Annotated in this window: 19 protein-coding genes; 8 read left to right on the top strand and 11 right to left on the bottom strand. The window is 71.4% G+C overall.

The window, feature by feature from the left end:
• Nucleotides 1-136: 136 nt before the first annotated feature.
• The 4 genes from hpt to dacB all read right to left on the bottom strand — a co-directional run bounded on the left by hpt (nucleotide 137) and on the right by dacB (nucleotide 4,493).
• Nucleotides 137-688: a hypoxanthine phosphoribosyltransferase gene (hpt, locus tag AC4D2O_RS02175; protein ID WP_490904950.1), complete on the bottom strand. Its 552-nt coding sequence runs from the start codon at nucleotides 686-688 to the stop codon at nucleotides 137-139.
• Between the two features lie 3 nt (nucleotides 689-691).
• Nucleotides 692-1,840, bottom strand: coding sequence for a tRNA lysidine(34) synthetase TilS (gene tilS / locus AC4D2O_RS02180; RefSeq protein ID WP_490904951.1), 1,149 nt, complete (start codon nucleotides 1,838-1,840; stop codon nucleotides 692-694).
• Nucleotides 1,833-2,966, bottom strand: a complete 1,134-nt coding sequence (locus tag AC4D2O_RS02185) for a zinc-dependent metalloprotease (RefSeq protein ID WP_490904952.1) — start codon at nucleotides 2,964-2,966, stop codon at nucleotides 1,833-1,835. The genes tilS and AC4D2O_RS02185 overlap by 8 nt, the downstream gene beginning before the upstream one ends.
• Nucleotides 2,967-3,056: 90 nt before the next feature.
• Nucleotides 3,057-4,493, bottom strand: coding sequence for a D-alanyl-D-alanine carboxypeptidase/D-alanyl-D-alanine endopeptidase (gene dacB / locus AC4D2O_RS02190; RefSeq protein ID WP_490904953.1), 1,437 nt, complete (start codon nucleotides 4,491-4,493; stop codon nucleotides 3,057-3,059).
• A 170-nt stretch (nucleotides 4,494-4,663) separates the two neighbouring features.
• Here dacB and AC4D2O_RS02195 point away from each other — a divergent pair, with 170 nt between their 5' ends.
• The 4 genes from AC4D2O_RS02195 to AC4D2O_RS02210 all read left to right on the top strand — a co-directional run bounded on the left by AC4D2O_RS02195 (nucleotide 4,664) and on the right by AC4D2O_RS02210 (nucleotide 6,786).
• Nucleotides 4,664-5,230 carry an inorganic diphosphatase gene (locus tag AC4D2O_RS02195; protein ID WP_490904954.1) on the top strand — a complete coding sequence of 189 codons (567 nt, stop codon included), beginning with the start codon at nucleotides 4,664-4,666 and terminating at the stop codon, nucleotides 5,228-5,230.
• A gap of 171 nt (nucleotides 5,231-5,401) precedes the next feature.
• Entirely contained in the window at nucleotides 5,402-6,031 is a 630-nt protein-coding gene (locus AC4D2O_RS02200) for a hypothetical protein (RefSeq protein WP_490904955.1), read from the top strand.
• 78 nt (nucleotides 6,032-6,109) lie between these two features.
• Nucleotides 6,110-6,469, top strand: a complete 360-nt coding sequence (locus AC4D2O_RS02205) for a DMT family transporter (RefSeq protein ID WP_490904956.1) — start codon at nucleotides 6,110-6,112, stop codon at nucleotides 6,467-6,469.
• Nucleotides 6,466-6,786: a DMT family transporter gene (locus tag AC4D2O_RS02210; RefSeq protein ID WP_490904957.1), complete on the top strand. Its 321-nt coding sequence runs from the start codon at nucleotides 6,466-6,468 to the stop codon at nucleotides 6,784-6,786. The genes AC4D2O_RS02205 and AC4D2O_RS02210 overlap by 4 nt, the downstream gene beginning before the upstream one ends.
• 14 nt (nucleotides 6,787-6,800) lie before the next feature.
• On the opposite strand, the gene AC4D2O_RS02215 is transcribed toward AC4D2O_RS02210, so the two are convergent.
• A complete protein-coding gene (locus tag AC4D2O_RS02215) occupies nucleotides 6,801-7,640 on the bottom strand; it encodes an HAD family hydrolase (RefSeq protein WP_490904958.1) in 840 nt (279 codons plus the stop codon).
• A gap of 44 nt (nucleotides 7,641-7,684) precedes the next feature.
• The gene (serS, locus tag AC4D2O_RS02220; protein ID WP_490904959.1) at nucleotides 7,685-8,965 is read right to left on the bottom strand and encodes a serine--tRNA ligase; all 1,281 of its coding nucleotides are present in this window, start codon (nucleotides 8,963-8,965) and stop codon (nucleotides 7,685-7,687) included.
• 68 nt (nucleotides 8,966-9,033) lie between these two features.
• Between serS and AC4D2O_RS02225 the strand changes: the two genes are divergently transcribed.
• Nucleotides 9,034-10,203 (top strand): diacylglycerol/lipid kinase family protein, encoded by a 1,170-nt coding sequence (locus AC4D2O_RS02225; RefSeq protein ID WP_490904960.1) that lies wholly within the window; start codon nucleotides 9,034-9,036, stop codon nucleotides 10,201-10,203.
• 5 nt (nucleotides 10,204-10,208) lie between these two features.
• Here AC4D2O_RS02225 and AC4D2O_RS02230 read toward each other — a convergent pair whose 3' ends face one another.
• The 4 genes from AC4D2O_RS02230 to AC4D2O_RS02245 form a co-directional block, all read right to left on the bottom strand.
• Complete coding sequence (locus AC4D2O_RS02230) at nucleotides 10,209-10,574, bottom strand: hypothetical protein (RefSeq protein WP_490904961.1); 366 nt, start codon at nucleotides 10,572-10,574, stop codon at nucleotides 10,209-10,211.
• 88 nt (nucleotides 10,575-10,662) lie between these two features.
• On the bottom strand, nucleotides 10,663-11,637 hold the full coding sequence (locus tag AC4D2O_RS02235) for a DNA topoisomerase IB (RefSeq protein WP_490904962.1): 975 nt from the start codon (nucleotides 11,635-11,637) through the stop codon (nucleotides 10,663-10,665).
• A gap of 44 nt (nucleotides 11,638-11,681) precedes the next feature.
• Nucleotides 11,682-12,686: a prephenate dehydratase gene (gene pheA / locus AC4D2O_RS02240; RefSeq protein ID WP_490904963.1), complete on the bottom strand. Its 1,005-nt coding sequence runs from the start codon at nucleotides 12,684-12,686 to the stop codon at nucleotides 11,682-11,684.
• A 20-nt stretch (nucleotides 12,687-12,706) separates the two neighbouring features.
• Nucleotides 12,707-13,033, bottom strand: coding sequence for a rhodanese-like domain-containing protein (locus AC4D2O_RS02245; protein WP_490904964.1), 327 nt, complete (start codon nucleotides 13,031-13,033; stop codon nucleotides 12,707-12,709).
• 160 nt (nucleotides 13,034-13,193) lie between these two features.
• On the opposite strand from AC4D2O_RS02245, the gene AC4D2O_RS02250 reads away from it, so the two are divergent.
• From AC4D2O_RS02250 to AC4D2O_RS02260, 3 genes are all read left to right on the top strand, one after another.
• Nucleotides 13,194-14,633, top strand: a complete 1,440-nt coding sequence (locus AC4D2O_RS02250; protein WP_490904965.1) for an amidase — start codon at nucleotides 13,194-13,196, stop codon at nucleotides 14,631-14,633.
• Nucleotides 14,634-16,097 (top strand): peptide MFS transporter, encoded by a 1,464-nt coding sequence (locus tag AC4D2O_RS02255; protein WP_490904966.1) that lies wholly within the window; start codon nucleotides 14,634-14,636, stop codon nucleotides 16,095-16,097.
• Between the two features lie 149 nt (nucleotides 16,098-16,246).
• Nucleotides 16,247-17,770 (top strand): long-chain-fatty-acid--CoA ligase, encoded by a 1,524-nt coding sequence (locus AC4D2O_RS02260; RefSeq protein WP_490904967.1) that lies wholly within the window; start codon nucleotides 16,247-16,249, stop codon nucleotides 17,768-17,770.
• Here AC4D2O_RS02260 and AC4D2O_RS02265 read toward each other — a convergent pair.
• On the bottom strand, nucleotides 17,767-18,963 hold the full coding sequence (locus tag AC4D2O_RS02265; RefSeq protein ID WP_490904968.1) for a glycerate kinase: 1,197 nt from the start codon (nucleotides 18,961-18,963) through the stop codon (nucleotides 17,767-17,769). The genes AC4D2O_RS02260 and AC4D2O_RS02265 overlap by 4 nt on opposite strands.
• Nucleotides 18,964-18,981: the final 18 nt, after the last annotated feature.

An 18,981-nucleotide genomic window follows, 5' to 3' on the forward strand; every position in this document is an offset into this window, starting at 1 on the left:
AGTAAAAGTGTGCCGGCGCAGTGCCGTGCGGGTGCTGGATGAACACCTCAACATATACACCGTCCCAGATTCCCCACGCGTGGATCTGGCCGATAGTTCCCTCTTGGCGTACTGCCCGCATGCAGCGGAGGTTGTCCTATTCGTAGACGTGCGGTGCCAGGGTGCCGATGAAGTCGAGGTTGCGGTACTTCTCCGCGAAGTCGAGACCGTAGCCGACCACGAACTCGTTGGGGATGTCGTAGCCCACGTACTTGACGTCGATGTCCACCTTCGCGGCGTCCGGCTTGCGCAGGAGCGTGCAGATCTCGACGGAGGCCGGGCCCCTGGACAGGAGGTTCGCCTTGAGCCAGGACAGCGTGAGCCCGGAGTCGATGATGTCCTCGGCGATCAGGACGTGCTTGCCCATGAGATCCGTCTCGAGGTCCTTGAGGATCCTCACCACTCCGGAGGACTGCGTGCCCGACCCGTAGGACGAGACGGCCATCCAGTCCATCGTGATGTGGGAGTGCAGCGCGCGTGCGAGGTCCGCCATGACCATCACCGCGCCCTTGAGGACGCCCACGAGGAGGATGTCCCGGCCCTGGTAGTCGGCATCGATCTGCTGTGCCAGCTCGTTGATCCGCTGCTGGATCTCCTCCTTGGTGTAGAGGACGTGCTTGAGATCTGACTGGACGTCGTTGGAATCCACCGATTACTCCTGGGGTTCACGGCGCGAGTGCATCACACCGGGGCCGTCGTTGCTGCCATTGCTAGTAAGGACAAGATTGCCATAGCTTGCTTGCCCCCGGAGAACCGTGCGCCCCCGCACCTGGCGGTGGACGCTCACCTTCCCGCCCAGCTGCACCGGTCCGGCGGACCCCTTCCGCTCCAGCAGTGCCTCCGCGGCGCGCAGGCGCTCGAAGCTCGGCTGGAACGCGCCGAGCTCGAGGGCGGCGAGCGCGAGGACACGCTGCCTCAGCGCCGCGGGCAGTCCCCGCAGGCCGTCCTCCGGCAGGAGCACGGCGCCGTCGTCGCCCGGGATCCGCAGCGCGGCGTACGCTTCGGCGCTCAGTTGTTCGAGGTGGTCGGCGTCCTGTCCGAGGATGCGGGCGGTCCGCGCGAGTGCCTGGGCGATCCCCGGGCCGAGCCGGTCCTCGAGGAACGGCAGCACCTCGCCGCGTACCCGGGAGCGGGCGAAAGCGGGGTCGAGATTGGCGGGGTCGTGCCAGGGATCGAGGCCGTAGAAGGCGCAGATCGCCTCGGTGTCGGCGCGGCGGAGTTCGAGGAGCGGGCGGAGGTAGAGGCCGCGGCGGGCGGGCATCCCGGCGAGGGACCGGGTGCCGGAGCCGCGGGCCAGGCCCAGCAGCACCTGCTCCGCCTGGTCGTCGAGCGTGTGCCCGAGCAGGACGGCGGCAGCACCGAGGCGCGCCGCGGCGGCGTCGAGTGCAGCGTAGCGGGCACTCCGGGCCGCTGCCTCCGGGCCCATGCGTCGACCGTCCACGGTGACGCGGTGCACCTCCACGGGATCGAGGCCCAGGCCGCGTGCGGCGGCGGCGGCCTGCTCCGCCGTCGCGGCACTGCCCGGCTGGAGTCCGTGGTCGACGACGACGGCGCCGACCCGGCAGCGTCCGACGTGAGCGAGGTGCACGGCCACGGCGGCGAGCGCCAGCGAGTCGGGCCCTCCGCTGCAGGCGACGAGGACGAGGGGCAGGTCCCGCGCGGGCGCGGGGTCCGCCGCATCCTCCCCCGGCGCACCGGAGCCCCGGCGGGGCGTCGGCTCCGCGAGGATCCCTTCGAGGGCGGCCGTGACCAGGTTGCGGGCAGCACCGACGGCCGGGAGCAGGCGGGGGCGCCTACCCACGGCGCAGGCTCATCCTGTCGATCCATTCGTCGGGTGCGTGGATCTCGCGCTCGGTGGGCAGGTGCGACGCCGATTCCCACACGGCGTTGAAGCCCTCCATGCCGGTCTGGCTGACCACCCTCCGCACGAACTTGGAGCCGTCGCTGTACTGGCGCATCTTCGCGTCGAGGCCCATGAGCTGCCGGATGACCTTCTCGAGCGGGCCGCGGGACTTGCCGCGGGCGTTGAAGCGGCGGCGGATGGTCTTGACCGACGGCACGATGCTTCCGTCGACGCCGTCCATCACCACGTTCGCGTGCCCCTCGAGGAGGCTCATGACAGCGGTGAGGTGGGAGAGGCGGGCCTTGTCGTCCGGGTCCTGGAGGATCGACAGCACGCCCATCTCCTGCGCGGGGACGTCCGCCGCCGTACCTTCGCCGCGTGCGCGTGCCCTGCCCGCGGTGATGTTCTTCACGGCAGCGCCGAGGCGGTCCGAGAGCGAATCGGCCTTGTCGATGAGTCCCGAGGTCAGTTCCCCGATGTGGCCGGTCATGTGGTCCTTCAGCCAGGGCGCGGCTGCGAATTGCACGCGGTGCGTCTGCTCGTGGAGGCAGACCCAGAGCCGGAAGTCGGACGGATCGACGTTGAGTTCCCGTTCGACCGAGATGATGTTCGGCGCCACCAGCATCAGCCGGCCGCCCTGCCCGTTGCGGGAGGGCACGAACGGGTCGTACTGGCCCAGCACCTTGCTGGAGAGGAACGCGAGGATGGCGCCGAGCTGGGCGCCGGTGACGGCCCCGCCGAGCACGAGGGACGCGGACTTCAGGGCCTCGGGGCGCGACGACGCGAGCTGGTCCAGCGCGGGTTCCATGAGGGTGCGGAAGCTCTGCGAGTTGGCCTTGGACCACGACGCGCGGTCGACGATCAGCAGTTCGGAGTCGCGGAGGTCGCGTGCGGCGTCGAGCCGGGAGATGGCGTGGACGTGGCCCACCGAGGCATCGGCGAGCTCGCGCATGTTCTGCACGGCGCGGGCGATGTCGGCCGGCTTCATGGTGGGTCCGGCGGGAGTCAGGGATGCGGCGGTCGAGGCCGCGACGTCCCAGTTGACCAGCTGCGGGCGGGGTGTTGCGGACTCGTTCCTGGACATGCGCCTATTCGATCACATCCCGCTGACGGCGGCTCCCAGGTGCCGGAGGGCCCGCGGCCGCCTGGAGTGTGCTCGTCCCCGACAGGACGGCTAGCGGCAGCCGCATCCTGCGAGGACGGCGGCGGCGCCGTCCGCCGCCCCGCGTGCCTCGACGGTATTGCCCTCGAGGCCCAGGGCGAGGAAGGAGAACACGAGCAGGCGGCCGTCGGCAGTGACCACGTGCCCGGACAGACCCGTGACGGCGTTCAGCGTCCCGGTCTTCGCACGCACCACTCCCGCTCCTGGCCGGGCCGGGCCGTCGTCGGCGGTGAAGCGCGTCGCGAGGGTGCCTGTCGCGCCGGCGACGGGCAGGGATTCCGCGACGGCGGCGAGCCCCTGCTCGTCGGACGTGGTGGTGCCGCGGAGCAGCACCGCGAGCTGCTCGGGCGAGACGGCGTTGCGCACGGACAGCCCCGCCGCGTCCCCGACGAGGAGCCCCTCCTGGGGGACGCCCAGCCGGGCGGCCGCGGCGGTGAGGGCCTCGGTGGCTCCCCCGAAGGACGCCGGGCGTCCGCTGTCGAGGGCTGCGATACGCGCCAGTGCCTCGGCCAGGTAGTTGTCGGAGATCTCCAGCATGCGGCGCACCTGGCCCTCGAGCGGTGCCGACTCGACGGCCGCGATCGGTTCGGCATCCTCCGGTGCCGTGGACCGCTGCACGTCGGGGCTGACCTCGATACCACGCTCCGCGGCCGCGCCGACGAGCGCCGCCGTGAAGATGCGGGCCGCATCGAGCGCCGCGTCCTGCGAACGCGGCCCGCCGGAGTGTCCCTCCTCAAGCCAGGCCGAGTTGACGGCGAGCGCGTGCAGCGGGGCGATCTCCCCGGCCTCGATGTCGCCCGCGGCCCACGTGGGGTTCAGGGTGGCTCCCTCGAACAGGGAATCATCGAGCTGCACGGAGTACGGTCCGGAGCCGTGGGGCAGGGCGGCGGCTGCATCAGCGGCAAGGGTGCCGAGGCCGGCACGGCCCACGACGGAGCCCGGATCGGAGGCCCCGGAACCGAGGAGGACGTCCCCGCCGCCGTGGAGGTAGAGGGCACCGGCCCTGGTGTCCGAGGCGAGCACCGACGTCGTCAGCGTCCTCCCGGGCTGCCCGAACGTCAGGGCGGCGACGGCGGTGAACAGTTTGATGTTGGAGGCCGGGGGCTGTACGCGCCCGGCGTCCCGCGCGTAGAGGACGGTGCCGGTGGAGGAGTCGACGACGGTCCCGGCGAAGCTTCCCGGACCCGCCAGCTGCAGGGCGGCGTCGAGCTGCGCACCGAGCACCGCAGGGTCCGGTGCGGGCGCCGTCGGCGGCAGGGGAGGAACGACGTCGGGCACGGCCACCGCGGTGGGCGGGATCTGCAGCGCGGGAATGACGGGAGGCTCGACCGGAGGGGGCGGATCGACGGCGGCGAGGACGGCCGGTACGAGGTGCGTGGCCAGGGGTACCGCGAGCGCCGCCATGACCAGGACGAGGAGGAGACCCGTCAGCAGGCGGAGCGGGCGCACAGGGTGTCCTTTCTCAAGCGTTCGCGGGCAGCACCGAAACCTTGGGGAAATGTTCGGGTACCGGCGGCCGACCGATATGTTAGGGCTGACGATTAACAGTAGACCGGCGCGGAGCCCCTTCTCCGAAAGGGCGCGGCCCCTGTCACCCCCGACCTACCCCAGGAGTTGCCATGAAGCTCGACGTCACCATCGAGATCCCGAAGGGCTCGCGCGTCAAGTACGAGATCGATCACGACACCCACCGACTCCGCCTGGACCGGGTCCTGTTCACGTCCATGCAGTACCCCACGCACTACGGCTACTTCGAGAACACCCTCGGCGAGGACGGCGACCCGCTGGACGCGCTGGTGCTGCTCCAGGATTTCGACCTGATCCCGGGCGTCCTCGTGGAGTCCCGCCCCATCGGCGTGTTCAACATGACCGATGACGGCGGCGGCGACGCGAAGGTCCTCTGCGTACCGGTGGATGCCCGCTTCGACCACATCAGGGAGCTGTCGGACGTCTCCGACTTCCTGCTGGACGAGATCAAGCACTTCTTCACCAAGTACAAGGACCTCGAACCGGGCAAGTGGGTGGAGGCCGCCGACTGGGCCGGCCGGGAGGAGGCCGAGGCCGAGGTCGAGGCGTCCCTCAAGCGCTTCCAGGCCATCGGTGAGGGCAGCGCGCAGGACGAGCCGCAGGGCCGGTCCGTCGAGGTCGAGGCGGACAATGCGACGCAGACACCCGAGGGCCGCTAGTACCGGCATCGGAGAACATCGGGCGCACCGGACAGGAGCCCCCGCAGGTCCTTGGACCTGCGGGGGCTCCTGCACGATCGGCGGCCGCGGGCATCACCCCCGAGGTCTCGCCGGGCGCGCTGAAGCGCCGCGCATCGCCCGATACACCGGATCCGCGACGATACTTGACCCATGCACTATGTCCTGACCATCAACCAGCGTGACTCGCGCGAGGTGGGTGATCTCACGGGTGACCTGCTGCGGGCGCTGCGCTACCTGCCCGCCGCGGTCCCGTTCCAGCGTTCGGTGGGCGACGAGGTGCAGGGCGTGGTGGACTCGGCCACGACGGCGGTCGACGCCGCACTGCGGGCCGTCCGCCAGCGGCGCTGGCACGTGGGGATCGGCGTCGGCGGCCTCACTCCCCCGGTCCCCGAGCGGATCGTCGACGCCGAGGGCTACGGACTGGTCTACGCCCGACGGGCCGTCGACCGGGCACGCAGGACCGGTGAGCGGATCCCCCTCGCGGTCGAGGGGCCGGACGGCGGGATCGCCGCCGAGGCGGAGGCCGTCCTCCGGCTGCTGGGGCAGATCGTCTCCACGCGCACCGACGCCGAATGGGCGGTGCTCGACCTCATGACGCCGGGCGCGCGCGGACAGCAGAAGTACGTCGCACAGGAACTCGGCATCACCACGCAGGCCGTGAGCCGCGCCGTCGTGCGCTCGCACTGGATGGAGGAGTGGGCCACGCGGCCGGCCGCCGCCCGCCTGCTGGATCTCACGCACGGACCGGCGTCGCTCCCCACGGCGAGCCTCGCGTACTGAATGAGGACCCACCAACCGGCACCGACCGGCACCGACCGGCACCGGCCGGCCCGCAGGACATACGGAGGACGGACGCCCATGAGGTGGATCCTGCTGGCCGGGGCGATCGTGAGCGAGGTGACGGCGTCCCTGTCCCTCAAGGCCGCCCTCGAGCGGCCCGCGTTCTTCGTCGTGGTCGTCATCGGGTACGTCACGGCCTTCGTCCTGCTCGCGGCCGTGCTCCGCCGCGGGATGGCGCTGGGCGTGGCCTACGGGGTCTGGGCGGCCATGGGGGTCGCGGCCACGGCACTGCTCTCCGCGGCGCTGTTCGGGGAGACCTTCACGCCGACCATGCTCGCGGGCATCGCCCTGGTGATCGCCGGGGTCCTGTGCGTGGAACTCGGGTCCCACCCGCCGGTTCCGAGGACTCCCGCTGCCCCGGCGGGTGATGGCGCATGATGTGGATCTTCCTGGTCGGAGCCATCCTCACGGAGGTCGCCGCCACCCTCAGCCTGCGGGTCGCCTCCGAGGGCCGGAGCGCCTGGTACGCGCCCGTGGTGGCTGGCTACCTGCTGGCCTTCACGTTCCTGACCCTCGCGCTCAGGGAGGGCATGGGCCTCGGGGTGGCGTACGGCATCTGGGCGGCCGCGGGCGTGGCCCTCACCGCGGTGGCCGGGCGCGTGCTGTTCGGCGAGCCGCTCACGCGCGTGATGGTGCTCGGCCTGGGCCTGATCATGGCGGGTGTCCTGCTCATCGAACTCGGGGCCGGTTACTAGTCCCGCGGGCTGCGTCAGACGAGTGAGCGCAGGACCTTCGCGGCGCCGTCGTCGAGCACGCTGCCCGTGACCTCGGACGCGACGGCACGGACCTCCAGGGGAGCCTGTCCCATGGCCACGCCGCGGCCGGCCCACTGGAGCATCTCGATGTCGTTGCGGCCGTCGCCGACCGCGACCGTGAGCGCCCGGTCCGTCCCGAGGCGCTGCCGGAGGGCCTCCAGCGCGGTCGCCTTCGTGACGCCGGAGGCGGCGATGTCCAGCCAGGCGGTCCAGCCCACGGAGTAGGTCACGCCGTGCAGCCCGATGGCTGCCACCGCGTGGCCGAACTCCTCCGCCGAGCTGTCGGTGCTGAAGACGACGACGCGCACGGCACGGCTCTCGAGCATCTCCTCGAAGTCCACGCTCTGCGCCTCGGAGCCGAAGCTCGCGTCCTGGAAGCTCTCCGTGGACAGGAAGCGGCCGCGGTCGTCCTCGAGCGCGTACTTCGCGGAGGGGAGGCGCTCGCGCAGGGCCGTGAGGGCGGGCTTCGGGTCGAAGGTGACGCGCTCGAGGATCTCGAAACCCCCGGGCAGCGTGGTGTCGATCCGCAGGGTGACTCCGCCGTTGGAGCACACGGCGAGACCTCGGGTGATCCCGAGGAGCCCGATGACCGGGAGGGTGGCGCCGAGGGACCGGCCCGTGGCGATGATGACGTCGTGCCCGGCCTCGACGACGGCCCGTACCGAGTCGCGGACCTCCTCCGTCATGGAGCCCTCGTGGTCCACGAGGGTGCCGTCGACGTCGAGGGCTACGAGGTGGTGCTTGCGGTTCTCCTGCCGGTCGTCCACGCCGCCGAGGTTGCTCAGGGTACTCATACCTCAGTCAACCAGACTCCGCGGACGCACCGGTAGGGCGACGGTCACAATACCGGGAGGGTTTCCATTCCGTTGAGGTACGGGCGCAGCGCGGCCGGGACGGTCACGGAGCCGTCCGGGTTCTGGTGGTGCTCGAGGATCGCGACGATCCAGCGCGTCGTCGCGAGCGTCCCGTTGAGGGTCGCGACGGCGCGGGTGCCCTTCTGCCCCTCGCCCTCCGGACGCTCGCGGATGTTCAGGCGCCTGGCCTGGAAAGTGGTGCAGTTCGACGTCGACGTCAGCTCCCGGTAGTCGCCCTGCGTGGGGACCCAGGCCTCGCAGTCGAACTTCCGCGCGGCGGACATCCCGAGGTCGCCCGCGGCGGTGTCGATGACGCGGTAGGGCAGCTCGACCTTCGCGAGCATCTCCTCCTCCCAGGCGAGCAGTCGCTCGTGCTCCGCGGCGGCGTCCTCGGTGGTCGTGTACGTGAACATCTCCACCTTGTTGAACTGGTGGACCCGGATGATGCCGCGGGTGTCCTTGCCGTGCGAGCCGGCTTCGCGGCGGTAGCAGGAGGACCAGCCCGCGTAGCGGACGGGACCCGCGGAGAGGTCGATGATCTCGTCCGAGTGGTACCCGGCGAGCGCCACCTCCGAGGTGCCCACGAGGTAGAGGTCGTCCGCCTCGAGCCGGTAGATCTCGGCGTCGTGCGCGATGTCGAAGCCGGTTCCCTGCATGGTCTCGGGGCGTACGAGGGTGGGGGTGATCATCGGGGTGAAGCCCGCCGTGATGGCCTGGTCCATGGCCATCTGCAGCAGCGCGAGCTCCAGCCGGGCACCGACGCCCCTGAGGAAGTAGAAGCGTGAGCCGGAGACCTTCGCGCCGCGCTCCATGTCGATCGCGCCGATCAGCTCGCCGATCTCGAGGTGGTCGCGGGGCTCGAATCCCTCCGCGGCGAAATCCCTGGGGGTGCCGACCGTCCTCACGACCTCGTAGTCGTCCTCGCCACCCTCGGGAACACCCTCCTGCACGAGGTTCGGCAGCCGGCGCAGCAGGGCCTCCTGCTCGGCCTTGGCCTCCTCCGAGCCGGCCGCGGCCGTCTTGACCGCCGCGGCGAGCTCCTTCACCTCGGCCAGGAGGGCCTGCTTCTCCTCGCCCTTGGCTTGGGCCACCTTCTTGCCGAAGGCGTTCTGCTCCGCACGGAGGGTCTCGTAGGAGGTGACGGCCTCCCGGCGCCGGGTGTCGGCGGCGAGGACGGCGTCGATGAGCGACTCGTCCGCCCTGCGGGCGCGCTGCGATGCTCGGAACTGCTCGGGATTGAGGCGGAGGTCGTTGACGTCGATCACACGGTCAAGACTACCCAAGCCCGCGGGCCCGCCGGCACGGCGGTGCCGTGCCGCTATTGTGGGTGACCATGCGCCGCAAACTGCTCGCCGGGACCGCGGCGGCCTCCGCCGCCGTCGCATCCGTCCAGAGCTACTGGTCCGTCCGGCGGCTGCAGCAGACCCGCACACCCACCGCCTCCGTGTACCCGCCGGTGCCGGTGCCGCCGGGGCCGCAGCGTGTCGCGCTCGTGCTCAACCCGTCGAAGCTGCAGGCGGGCCCGACGCGCGCCCTCGTGGAGCAGGCCTGCTCCGAGGCGGGGTGGGAGGCCCCCCTCGTGCTCGAGACCACCATCGAGGACCCGGGGACGGGCCAGGCAGAGGAGGCGCTCCGGGCCGGGGCCGACGTCGTCCTCGCGGCCGGCGGCGACGGCACGGTGCGCGCCGTGGCGCAGGCCCTCGCCCACCAGCCGGCGGCCCTCGGCCTGCTGCCGCTCGGCACCGGGAACCTGCTCGTACGGAATCTCGGCCTGCCGTACAACGACATCGCCGGGTGCCTGCGGGTCGCCCTGCACGATCATGAGCGGCGGATCGACATGGCGCGGATCAGCCTGCGCAACGACCGGACGGGGGCCTCCTCGGAGCACCCGTTCCTCGTGATGGGCGGCGTGGGCTTCGACGCGAGCGTGATGACCGACGCGAAGCAGGACCTGAAGGACAGGTTCGGGTGGCTCGCCTACAGCGAGGCCGGCGTCCGGCATCTGCCGGGCCGGCGGCGCCGTATCTCCATCAGCCTCGACGGACAGCCGCCGCAGAGCCGGAAGGTCCGTAGCCTGCTCGTGGCGAACTGCGGGAAACTGCCGGCGGGCGTCGACTTCGTGCCGGACGCGGTGATCGACGACGCCTTCCTGGACGTGGTGGTGCTCAGTCCGCGCAGCCTCCTCGGCTGGACGTGGATGGCGGCGAAGATCCTCCTGCGGCACCGCGGCGGCATCCCCGTCATCAGCTACTACCGGGCACGCGAGATCTCGGTGTGGTCCGGTGACCCGATCGCAACCCAGCTCGACGGCGACCCGTCCGGGTCGATCACGTCGATGACGGCCCGCGTGGATCCGGACGCACTGATGGTCCGGGTGCCTGCCTCGGCGCCCGGACCATCGGTGGTACCGGCCTTCCGGTCGGGCGTCCCGCGCCGTCCCAAGCGCGCGGTCCGTCCTGTCCGTGACCGGAGGATCCCTGAGGGAGGATCCCAGCGGTCCTAGCGGTCCTAGCGGTCCGTGTCGGTGTACCCGCCCTGGCCTTCCGGCTCATCGATGAGGGGCCGGTCCACGTCCGTGTACTCGCCCTCCTGGGCCGGGTCCTCCGCGGAGGTGTACCCGCCGGCATCGCCTGCGGGCTCGGCGCTCGTGTAGCTGCCCTCCTCGGCGGCGTCCACGTCCTCGGTCGTGTCGCGGTCGGCGCGCCCGGCCTGCTCCTCGATCAGGGTCTGCTCCTCCGCGAAACGGACGTCGTTGCCCTGGTCGCCCAGGTCGCCGCGCCAGTTCGGATCCGACGTCGAGCCGTCGCCCTCGTTGCGGTTGGCGTCGCCCTCGTCGGGGTTGACGATGTGTCCTCCATGAGCCTTCTCGGTCATGATTCTGCCTTTCGTCGAAGGATGCGCTCCTCGTGGGGCGCCCGCTGCCAGCGTACTGACGAACGGGATGGTTGGAAATGCGCCGGGTTCAGTCGCGCAGGAGTTCCTGCACGGCCTTCTCGGAGGCCGAATAGGTGGTGATGGGGATGACCTCGCCGCTCATGAAACGGTCGACCAGCCGCGGGTCCACATAGGAACTCCGGGCCACGGCGGGAGTGTTCCCGAGGTGGTCGGCCACGGCCTTCATGGTGGCCGTGACGGCCTTCTGGCGGGCCGTGCGGCTCGTGGCCTTGATGTCCTCCTTGGCGAGGGCCATCGCAGCCACGACGGTCGCCTGCCACGTCCTGAAGTCCTTGGCCGTGAACGGGCCGCCGGTGACCTGGCGGAGGAACTCGTTGAGCTGCGATCCGTCCACGTGGTGCCACTTGCCGTCGTCGCTCTGGTACGCGAGCACCGTGTCGGCGTCCTCGCGTTCCATCATGGGGCGGAGCGCGTCTGCGAGGTCCTCGTCCTCGAGGACGGTGTCCCAGTGCTGCCCGCTCTTACCGGGGAAGTCGAAGGCGATCGTGTGCCCATCGATGCTGCAGTGCTCCACGAGGAGGGTGGTCACACCGAAGGACCCGTTGGCCTCCGCGTACTGCGCGGACCCGATCCTGAGGGCGCCGGAGTCCACGATCCGCAGGGCCGCGGCGAACGCCCGTTCCCGCGAGAGGCCGTCGTTGCGCAGGTGCTGCGTGATGGCGCGGCGTGCACTCGGGAGCTTGGCGCCGAAATCCAGTGCGCGGTCGAACTTCTCGCGGTCCTTCTGCTCACGCCAGGCGGGGTGGTACATGTACTGGCGCCGTCCGGCGTCGTCCGTGCCGATGGCCTGGACGTGCCCGTTGGGGTACGGGGCGATCCACACGTCCTTCCATGCCGGCGGGACCACGAGGTCCCTGATGCGCGTGATCTCGTCGCGGTCCTGCAGCAGTTCACCGTTCGGGGCGCGGTAGCTGAAGCCCTTGCCGTGGCGGCGTCGGGTGATGCCGGGCCGACGCGTGTTACTGCGGCGCAGTCGAGCCATCGTGGAACCAGCCTTCGATCGGAGGAGGACCTTCGATAGTAAGCCTACTGTGCTTCGGCTCCCGGCGGTGCGGCGTCCGGCGCGGGGCGGAGGATGGTGGCGAGCCAGGTGTCCGCGGCACCGAAGGCGCCGTCGGAGGTGTGACGTTCGACGGCGGGCGAGCGGCGGTCCGCACGCGGGTACGACCCGAGGAACCGGAGCCCTGGGCTGATGCGGTGCAGCCCCTTGAGGGCGTCGGCGATGCGGGCGTCCTCCACATGGCCGTCGGCGTCCACGCTGAAGAAGTAGTCGCCGAGGAACTGGCCCGTGGGCCGCGACTCGATACGGCTGAGGTTGACGCCCCGCGCGGCGAACTGGTCCAGGATCTGCATCAGGGCGCCGGGGCGGTCCTCGGGCAGGGGGATCACGAGGGTGGTCTTGTCCGAGCCGGTGCGCGGCGGAAGCGCATCCGGCCGGCCGACGAGGATGAACCGTGTGACGGCGTCTGTGACGTCCCCGATGTCCGCCGCGAGGACCGCGAGGCCGAGGCGTTCGGCCACGAGCGGGGAGCAGATTGCCGCGTCGTACCCGCCGGGGCCCGGCGAATCGCCCTGGGCTGCTCCACCGCCGGGCCCGCCCACGAGGCCGTAGGCGGCTGCCGCGGTCGAGGACGCAGGGAAGTATTCCGCGCCCGGTACATGCGTATCGACCCAGGTGCGGCATTGCGCCCAGGCGTGGCCGTGGGTGGCGATGCGGCGGACCGTGCCCAGGGAGGCCCCGGGCCGGGCCGCGAGCACGAACGTGATGGGCACGAGTTCCTCGCGGAGGATCCGCAGCGGATCGCCCACGGCGATGGCGTCGAGCGTGGCGCTCACGCCACCCTCCACCGAGTTCTCGATCGGTACCATCGCGGCATCGACCGTTCCCGTCCGGACGGCGTCGAGCGCCGCGCCCACGGTCGACGCCGGGACACGGCGGGCCGATCCGGCGCCCGGCACCTGCAGCAGGGCCGCTTCCGTGAAGGTGCCCTCCGGGCCCAGGTAGGCGTAGGAGGAGGCATCGGAGAACACGTCGGAACTGGACGGGCCGGTCACAGGACCGTGGGCTCGCTCCCCGCCTCGGACACCATGGGCTTGCCGGCCTCGAGCCACGCGCCCATCCCGCCGCTGACGTTGATGGCGGTGTAGCCGTTGGCCTCGAGCCAGTCCGCCGCGCGCCGGGAGCGCCCCCCGACGCGGCAGATGACGTGCAGGTCCTCGTCGGGGTCCAGTTCGTCGAGCCGGGCGGGCAACTGATCGAGGGGGATGTGCAGGGCCCCGTCCACGTGACCCGCCTCCCACTCGTAGTCCTCGCGCACATCGAGGATCCGGGCGTCGCCGGGTACGGCGGTCACCGGTACGTTCTGGGGTTCGCTCATGCACCTACCCTTTCACGGCCGGACGCGGCACCGCCATCACCACGCCCGTCCGGCCGGGTGACCGACGCTCCTATAGTTGTCCTTGTTGTCTCGTCAGGGTTGTCTCGTCAGGGCCTTCGGGCGGGATGGCCCGCGACGGCCCGCTGCCGACTGGAGCCCCATGAGCGAACTGCACGACCTCTCCGCACTCACCCTCCGGGACGCCCTGGCGCGCGGGGCCGTCAGCGCCCGCGAGGCCACGGAGCACTTCCTCCGTCGGATCGACGCCCTGAACCCGGAGCTCGGGGCCTTCGTCACCGTCACGCACGACGACGCCATCCGGGCCGCCGACCACGCGGACGGCCTGCGCAGCTCCGGTGCTGCGCTCGGACCGCTGCACGGCCTGCCTCTGGCGCACAAGGACCTCACGGATGTGGCCGGTGTGCGGACGACGCTCGGCACCGTCGCGCTCGAGCACGCCGTCGCCGAGAAGGACGCACCCCTGGCGGCGGTGCTCCGACGCGCCGGAGCCATCAGCCTCGGCAAGACGCAGGTCCCCGAGTTCGGGCTGAGCTGCTACAGCGAGAACCTCCTGGCACCGCCGGCCCGCAACCCCCTGGACCACCGCCTCAGCCCGGCCGGATCCTCCGGCGGCAGTGCGGCGGCGGTCGCTGCGGGGATGATCCCGTTCGCGCCCGGCACCGACGGCGGCGGTTCCATCCGGATCCCCGCGGCCGCGACCGGGCTGGTGGGCCTCAAGCCGAACCGCGGCCGCGTGCCCTCGGGCTCGGGGCAGGCGGATCTCGGGCAGTTCGTCGTCGCCGGTCCCCTGGCCCGGTCCGCCGTGGACGCCGGACTGCTCCTCGACGCCCTGGTGCGGGAGCCGAACTACCGGCCCACGAGTGCCGCGTCCCGCTACCCGGGGTCCTTCACGGAGGCCGCGCTGCGCGCCGAGGGCCGCTTCCGGATCGGCGTGAGCACCGCCTCGCCCTTCTCCGCCGCGATGGACATCACCCTGGACGCCGCCGCGACGGACGCGTTCCACGCCGGGATCCAGCTGCTGCAGCAGGCCGGGCACGACGTCGTCGCGGCGGACCTGACCTACGACCACCGGTACCACGACGCCTTCCAGCTCGTCTGGACCGCCGGACTGGCCGCGGCGCCCATCCCGGACGACCGCGAGGACCGGCTGACGGACATCACGCGCGTGCTGCGCCGTCGTGCCCTGGGCCGGTCCGCCGCGGACCTCGTCGGCGCCGTCGAGGTGCTGCGGCGGTTCGAGCAGGACAGCATCGAGCAGTATTCCCGCTACGACATGGTCCTGACCCCGGCGGTGGCCATGACGCCCCGCCCCATCGGCTGGTACACCGACGCCGACGGCGACACCGACTACCGCCGGCAGTGCCGGTACTCGCCCTACACGTCGATGGTCAACGTGTGCGGCCTGCCGGCCGTGACCGTCCCCACGCTGCGCCTGCCCGACGGCCTTTCGATGAGCGTGCAGCTCATCGGACGCCCCGGGGAGGAGGCGCAGCTACTCGCCGTGACCGCACAGATCGAGGCCCTCCGGCAGGGCGCTGCCGAATTTACACCCCCTGTGCCCGGTGGCACCATGGAGTGAGTGAGTACAACCAAGCAGACCCCCGCCACGGGCGGGAAAACGTTCTTCGGTCACCCGCGGATGCTGGCGAACCTCTTCAGCGTGGAACTGTGGGAGCGGTTCTCGTTCTACGGCATGCAGGCGCTGCTGCTGTACTACATGACCTACTCCCTGGCCGAGGGCGGCCTCGCGTTCGACCAGATCACGGCGGCCGGGCTCGTCGGAGCCTACGGCGGCGGCGTGTACCTCTCGACCATTGTCGGCGCCTGGCTCGCGGACCGCGTCCTCGGGTCCGAGCGTGTGCTGTTCTACTCGGCGATCATCATCATGTGCGGGCACATCGCCCTGGCCCTGCTCCCCGGCGTGGTAGGCCTCGCGATCGGTCTCGTCCTCGTGGGCTTCGGCTCCGGCGGGCTGAAGGCCAACGCCTCCTCGCTCGTCGGCACCCTGTACGCTCCCGGTGACGACCGCCGCGACGCCGGTTTCTCCATCTTCTACATGGGGATCAACATCGGCGCCCTCGTGGGTCCGCTGCTCACCAACCTCGCCTGGGACATCTACGGCTTCCACGTGGGCTTCGGCCTGGCTGCGATCGGCATGGCCGCCGGGCTCATCCAGTACGCGGCCACCCGCAAGAACCTGCCGGCCGCCGCGCACGAGATCGAGAACCCCCTCCCCCGCGCCTCCTACCCGCGCTGGGCCATCATCGCCGTCGTCGCCGTCGTGATCATCGGCGCGGCCCTGGCCACCGGTCTTCTCGACGCCGGGAACCTGGCCGACGTCATGGCCTACACCGCGATCGCGGCGACCATCGCCTACTTCGCGGTGATCCTCACGAGCAGCAAGGTCACGGCCGTCGAGCGGCGCCGCGTCTACTCCTTCATGCCCCTGTTCGTCGCCAGCGCGGCGTTCTGGTCCCTGTTCCAGCAGCAGTTCACCGTCGTCGCGCTGTACTCCGAGAGCCGGCTGGACCGGGACATCCTCGGCTGGGAGATGCCCCCGGGCATGGTGCAGTCCATCAACCCGATCTTCATCATCCTCTTCGCCGGCGTCTTCGCGGCCCTCTGGACGCGCCTCGGCAGCCGTCAGCCGTCGTCACCCGTGAAGTTCTCCTTCGGGCTGATCGTGATGGGCCTCGCGTTCCTCGCGTTCATCCCCTTCGCCGGTGGCGGACCCAACAGCACGCCGCTGATCGGCCTGGCAGCGATCCTGCTGCTCTTCACCTGGGCCGAGCTCTTCATCTCGCCGATCGGCCTGTCAGTGACCACCAAGCTGGCACCGGAGGCCTTCCGCACCCAGATGCTGGCCCTGTTCTTCCTGTCCATCTCACTCGGCACCACGGTGTCCGGGCTCCTCGCGGGCTTCTACTCCGAGCAGAACGAGGTACCGTACTTCGCGTTCAGCGGGGTCACCGCGATCGTCCTCGGCGGCGCGCTGCTCGTGGGTGCCCCGGCCATCCGGAAGGGCATGAGCGGCGTCCGGTAGCGCCGGCCCACCCGTCAGACCGCAGGACCCGTCCGGTACCACCGGGCGGGTCCTGTTGCGTGTACGCCCCTGATCCAACAGACTTCTACCCACCGGTAACATCTGTACCGGACGCTGCTGCAGCCGTACCGGAGATCGAAGGAGATCGCGTGCCGAACCTCGCCAACAACCTCGTGGCCACCGCGACGAGGAGCCCCTCGGCCGTGGCCATCAAGCTCGACGACGTGGAGGTCACCTTCGGGGCGCTGGAGGTGCTCAGCCAGAAGGTCGCGACACTCCTCGCCGAGCAGGGCGTGCAGCGGGGCGACCGGGTGGCCCTGATCCTGCCGAACATCCCCCAGATGGCCTTCGTCTACTACGGCGTGCTCCGGGCCGGTGCGGTCGTGGTGCCCCTGAATCCGCTGCTCAAGGGCCGCGAGGTGGCGTACCACCTGACCGACTCGGGTGCGCGGCTCGTCTTCGCCTGGGAGGGCGTCCTCGCCGAGGCGCAGGCAGGGGCCGAGGAGTCCGGCGCCGCGACCGGCGACACCGTGACCGTCATCGCCGTCGACAGCACCACGTTCATGCAGCGCGTGTCCGGCGCGGAGCCCATGCCCGGCGTCGTCGAGCTGGACGGCGAGGACACCGCCGTCGTGCTGTACACCTCCGGCACTACCGGCCGACCCAAGGGCGCCACGCTCTCGCACGCCAACCTGTCCCGCAACACGGAGATCTCCCGGGACCTGATGGGCACCGCGGAGGGTGAGGTGCTCTTCGGCGGCCTGCCGTTCTTCCACATCTTCGGGCAGACCTGTGCGCTCAACGCGGCCGTCCTCACCGGCGCCACCGTCACACTGCTGCCGCGCTTCGAGCCCGGCAAGGCACTGGAGATCATCGCCCGCGATCGCGTCACGATCTTCGAGGGCGTCCCCACGATGTACATCGCGATGCTCCGCCACGGATCCGTGACGGAGACGGATCTGTCCTCCGTCCGCGTCGCCGTCTCCGGCGGCTCGGCGCTGCCGGTCGAGGTACTGCACGAGTTCGAGCGGGTCTTCGGCGCGGACCTCCTGGAGGGGTACGGGCTGTCGGAGACCTCCCCGATCGTCAGCTTCAACCGGGTGGGTCACCTGCGCAAGCCCGGCTCCATCGGCACGCCGGTTGACGGCGTCGAGGTGCGGATGCTGGACCCGGAGGGCACCGAGGTCCCGCAGGGCGAGGTCGGAGAGCTCGCCGTCCGGGGGCACTGCGTCATGAAGGGGTACTGGCAGAACGAGGACGCGACGACCGCCGCGATCCCCGACGGCTGGTTCCGCACGGGCGATCTGGCCCGGATCGACGAGGACGGCCTCATCTTCATCGTCGACCGCAAGAAGGACGTCATCCTCCGCGGCGGCTACAACGTCTACCCCCGCGAGGTCGAGGAGGTGCTCTACGAGCACCCGGCGGTGGCCGAGGCCGCCGTGATCGGCGTCCCGGACGACCTGCACGGCGAGGAGATCGTGGCGGTCATCGGCATCAAGGCCGAGCACGCACCGGCCGACGACGCCGCCCGTGAGGCGCTCGGCGCCGAGATCGTCGGCTTCGCCAGGGAGCGCGTCGCCGCCTACAAGTACCCGCGCCGCGTGGTGCTCGTCGACGCCCTGCCCAAGGGTCCCACCGGGAAGATTCTCAAGCGCGAGATCTCGGTCTAGCCCAGACGGCCCGCACCGAAGACGCCGTAGACCTGCCCGGCGGCCTCCTCCATCAGCGTTCCCGCCCCCCGCATGAGCTCCTCGAGCGCCGCGGGGCCGGCCGCGAGGGAGAACGCCGCCGCCAGACCTGCGTCCTGCACCTCCGCCGCCGTGAGCTGCACGCGTCCGGCGATCGCGACGACGGCGCACCCCTCGGGCGCGGCACCGACCACGGCCTGCACCACCTTGCCGCCGAGCGACTGCGCGTCGAGGGACCCCTCCCCTGTGAGCACGAGGTCCGCGCCGACGAGGGCGCCGGCAAGCCCGACGGCGTCCGCGACGAGCGCGGACCCCAGCACGATCTCCGCGCCGAGGAACGGGACGAGCACCGCCGGCAGCCCGCCCGCGGCGCCCGCACCGGGCACCCCGAGCATCGACGTGCCCGTGGCGTCCTCCACGATCCGCGCCAGGTGCGCCAGACCGGCATCCAGCACGACGACGTCGTCCGGCGCCGCGCCCTTCTGCGGACCGAAGACTGCGGCGGCGCCGCGCGGCCCGCACAACGGGTTGTCGACGTCGACCGCGATGCGCCAGCGCACGCTGCGGGCGCGGGGGTGCAGGGCGCCCGTGTCGATGGACGCCAGGGCTGTGAGGGCGCCTCCACCCGGCGGCAGGGGTTCGCCGTCGGCGTCGAGGAAGCGGGCGCCCAGCGCGGAGAGCAGGCCGGTCCCGCCGTCGGTGGTGGCGGATCCGCCGATGCACAGGAGGATCTCCTCCGCGCCGTCATCGAGGAGGCGGGCGGCGATCTCGCCGACGCCGTAGCTGGTGGCGGTAAGGGCACCGAGGGGACGGTCGGTCACGAGGGGCAGACCGTTGGCCTCCGCAGCCTCGAGAACGCCCCGGACCGGGAGGCCGGACGCGGTGTCCGGCGCGGAGATGCCGTAGCGCGCGGTCCGCGTCCTGCCTGCGGCGTCATGGCATGCCGTGGTCCGCGGTGCCACCGACCAGGCCGCGAGAAGCGCGTCCAGCGTCCCCTCCCCACCGTCCGCGAGCGGGGCCAGGACGACGTCGGGGGCGGGATGGCCGAGGCGCGCGGCAGCGGCCGTCACGCCCGCGGACATGGCGAGGGCAGCCTCCGCTGCGGGGAGGCTGCCCTTGAAGGAGTCCGGTGAGAGGACGATCCGGAGCGGGCGGAGGGGCGTGGGCGTGGTCACGCCCTCACCCTAGCCGTT

This window comes from Arthrobacter sp. TJ-238 (genome assembly GCF_058269215.1).